Consider the following 4298-nt stretch of genomic DNA (forward strand, 5'->3'; position numbering starts at 1 on the left):
ACACAGGGGCTTGGACAGAAGTTACAGACATTACGGTTACTGGTCTGATACCGGGCACGTATTATGTGCGGGTGAAGGCTACGTCAACGGACTTTGCCTCGGTTATTGCTCAGGTGACCGTGCATGACTCGGATGCCATGATCCCGGCGGCTCCAGAAGTAGTAGCGGATGATCTGAACAATACGATTAAGGGCCTGAATACCAGCATGGAATTCTCCGTGGATGAGGGACCCTTCGTACGATATGACGGAACCAACCTGCCGGACCTGAGCGGCGAGCATACTGTGAAGGTACGGGTGGCGGCCAGCGGATCAGTTCCGGCAGGACCGGCAACGGCGCTGACTTTTACAACGAATGTCTTGATCCCTGCCGGGGACTTGACTGTGAGTGCCAATGATCCGAGTGGTGCAGAGAGTAACGGCTATACGCAAATCAAGGTTACGCCTGCACCGGCTGAAGGGCATAAGCTGCTGTATAAGAATTTTGGTGCTGGTAGCATCATTGTACCGAATGTAGGAGACCTTCTAACCGGATACACCCTTGTAGGCATTGAAGGGCTAGTTCCGGCAGCCGATGGGGATACGCTTGGGATTGCTGAGGTAGATGCGGAAGGCAGAGTGGTGAAATACGGCAGCGTCATGGCAGTAGTTGCGGTGACGACTCCGGTAACACCAACTCCTGATCCGGTCAGCCCGGGAAGCGGAAATAACCCAACTGCCGGAAGTAACACGAACAGCGGGACTCCTTCCGGGAATCCAGCCAGTACGGTCACCAACGTAATTGTCCTTGTGAACGGCAAGGAGGAGAACGCGGGCACAGCGACGACAACTACTTCGGGCAACACCAAAACTACGATCATTACCGTAGATCCGCTCAAGCTCCAGGCCAAGCTGGATGCGGAAGGCATTGGGGCAGTGGTTACAATTCCAGTAATGCTGGACTCCAACATTTTTGTTGGCGAATTGAACGGTCAGATGATCAAGAATATGGAGAATGTGGCGGCAACACTTGTACTCCAGACCGGCAAGGCTTCTTACACTTTACCAGCATCCGAGATTAATATCGGAGCGTTGGCCCGGCAATTTGGCACCAGTGTGAAGCTGGAAGATATCAAGCTGAAGATTACGATCGGCGAGTCTTCTGCAGCAATGAATCAAGTGATAGCCGTCGCAGCAAGCAAAGGCGGCTTTGACCTGATTGCACCTTCACTAGACTTCACAGTCACTGGGACCTACGGTAATTCCACAGTGGAAATCAACCGGTTTGACGCTTATGTGAAACGTACGGTGGAGATTCCTGGAGCCGTTGACCCGAACCGGATTACAACAGGTATCGTTGTAGAGCCAGATGGAACGGTGCGTCATGTACCCACCCAAATCATCCGGGAGAATAATAAATATTATGCTGAGATTAACAGTCTAACGAATAGCTCGTATTCGGTAGTCTGGCATCCGTTGACCTTCGCAGATGTAGAGAAGCATTGGGCGAAGGCTGCAGTGAATGATATGGGCTCGCGGTTAGTCATTAACGGGGTGAACGAAACGACGTTTAACCCGAATGCGGATATCACTCGGGCAGAGTTCGCAGCAATTATTGTACGCGGTCTGGGACTGAGGCTCGGTGAAGGAGCGACTTCTTTTGCTGATGTGCCAGTGAGTGCCTGGTATGCAGGGGCGGTACAAGCGGCCTCGGAGTATGGTCTGATTAACGGCTTCGAGGACGGAAATTTCCGTCCGGATGCCAAGCTTACACGCGAACAGGCGATGACGATCATCGCTAAGGCGATGAAGCTGACCGGTCTTGCAGACCGGACCAGCACAGTGGATACAGCAGGTGTATTTGCAGCCTTTACTGATGCAGGACTTGCCGGCAGCTGGGCAAAAGATAGTTTGGCACTTGCTGCCAAGGCTGGTCTGATTAGCGGCCGCAGCGGTAATAAGCTGGAAGCCAAGGCTAATGTCACACGTGCAGAAGTGGCTGTTCTCATGCAGCGGTTGCTGCAGAAGTCAGATTTGATTGACTAAACGGAGAGGGAAAGAGAAAAAGGGATTCAGCTTGAGCTGAATCCCTTTTTAATGTTATGCATCCTACTAGAAGGGTGAAAAAGGTAGGAAGTGCCCTGTCATGAAGGATGCAAGTAATAAAGATACATAAATATCGAAATTGAATATAATAATTTGTCGAATTAGTTAACTTTAACGCGAAAAATGTCGATAAACCAGTATGGAAAACTAATGCTTGCTAATGCCGGGCATGTGCAGAGCGTGTGCAGCATGTTCAGAGTTTTGCGGAAGCGTTATCAATATTATGGAAATGGTCATTCGACAAGGAGGAAAGCGATGTTTAAGAAAATGGGGAAGATCGGGCTGGCTGTGGTATTGGTGATTGGGCTGTTGCCTATGATGTCACTCCGTGCCTATGCGGCGGTGCAGTCGTTTAATGAAGCGGCCGATTTTGTAATTGAGCCTCCGGTTACCTATGCGGCGGGCAAGAATCTGACGGATGCGCAGGGTCTACAGGATGGAAGTACGGCGGTTCTGCTGAATTCATTCGTCTATCAGGGGAATACATACACTTCCTCTAACTTCTTAAGGGTCTTTAACAGCGCAGGAACGCTTATAACGGACGTTAACCTGGGCAACCTGATGGACACCTATTACAAAATGACGTCTGTGAGTATGCTTGCTCTCAATAACGGAAATCTGCTGATTATGTACAGTAAAAGCGACTCCAGCGAGTACAACCTGCAGCTGGGCACAGTTACCGAGGCCACACCCAATGCTTATTTCATGGTGCTGGATAAGACCGGCCAGAAGGTGACTGGCCAGACCCGGCTGAATACCTTCAGTGCGGCCAGTCAGCCGCAGCTGACGCGTTTTATATCTGCGGCGGAGCTGTCTAACGGCGATATCGCTTTTTCCTGGCAACGAAATGATAATGTAAGCACGGTTACCCGCGTATTTACCGCTGCGGGCGTACCGGTGTCAAGTGAAACCCTGCTGGTAGCTGCTAATGCGAGCATGTCCTACGTCGCCGCTGGTGACGGCGTGTATATGGCGGCTTACAATTCGGGGGCCCCGAACGATAATATCTATCTGCAGTTATTCAATAACAGCGGAACCTCCATAACCACCATTAATGTTGGAGCGAGAACGAATGAGAAGCAGTTGTATCTGCATACACTGGGCAACGGGAATTTCATGTTCAGTCAATTTAGCTGGCAAACCGGAATTACGAGTGTCTCCTTATATGACAATGCGGGTGTAAGCCAAGGCGGATTTAATGTAAATGGTTCACTGGGCGAGACATCTGCCGCTGTCTACAAGAAAGGCACATTGCCGGGATTCGTTACAGTAAGCACGGATGCCGCATCGAATAAGGCCATTGACGATGCCTATAACTATGGTACAGAGTGGGAGGGAACCCAGTATGCTTACCTGAATTACTATGACAATGACGGGACCCTGCTGTATACAACGGATCAGCCGGTGGATTCCGCCCCGGCTGTATTTCAGGGATACAATGAAGACACTTGGATGTTCAATGTGGAATATTATGCGAAGTTCGCTGTATATCCGGCCTTCGGCGACAAGATTGTTTTCATCACAACAGATAATACAGATGCTACTCATTTCCGAATCACCGGCAAGCTGTTCAACAGGGAGGTCTTAACTCCGGTTGTGCTGCAATCGGCTGTAGCGGATGGTGTGCCGGGAACCACTACTTCAACGAAGATTGACCTGACCTTTGATGCTGTGATCACTGGATTAACAGCAGAAGATATCACGATTACAGATGATACAGGCTCTGCGGTAAAAGGGACCTTGAGCGGGTCGGGGACCGCTTGGAGCCTTGCACTTACTTCAGTGACCGGCGAGGGGGATGTATCCGTGGCTGTGAATTCGCCAAGCGGATACACGGTTAGCGGTTCGCCGCAGACGGCAACCGTAACGCTGTTCAAGCCAGCGCTGGAGCCGACACCGGCAGCAGTGATCGACTACGCAGCCGAGCAACTGAGCGGTCTGACGGCGAATGGTAAGTATACCGTGAACGGTACAGCGGTAACGGCGACTGCGGCTGGCACCCTGGTGCTGGAGCAGAGCTGGCTGGGAGAGTCCCTGAGTATTGTGAAGCAGGGGAATGCTACGACAACCGTAGACAGTACCGCGCAGGTGCTGGTCATTCCATCCCGTCCGGCGACACCATCGGATGTGACGGCAACGGATGAAATGGCGATAGATGCGAACAACGGTACATTGATTAATGTGACTAATGCGATGGAGTATAAGCAAGGAATA

The 4298-nt window shown here is 51.0% G+C and carries 2 protein-coding genes; both read left to right on the forward strand.

The annotated features are described in order from the left end of the window. Window positions 1-2024, forward strand: a 2024-nt coding sequence (locus C162_RS34750) for an S-layer homology domain-containing protein (protein WP_200869245.1), incomplete at its 5' end; no start/stop codon positions are given. Between the two features lie 315 nt (window positions 2025-2339). Continuing rightward, a partial coding sequence (locus C162_RS29250; protein WP_036700699.1) for a hypothetical protein occupies window positions 2340-4298 on the forward strand: 1959 nt, incomplete at its 3' end.

The organism is Paenibacillus sp. FSL R7-269 (assembly GCF_000517865.1).
In the GTDB taxonomy this organism is placed as follows: Bacteria; Bacillota; Bacilli; order Paenibacillales; family Paenibacillaceae; genus Paenibacillus_AQ.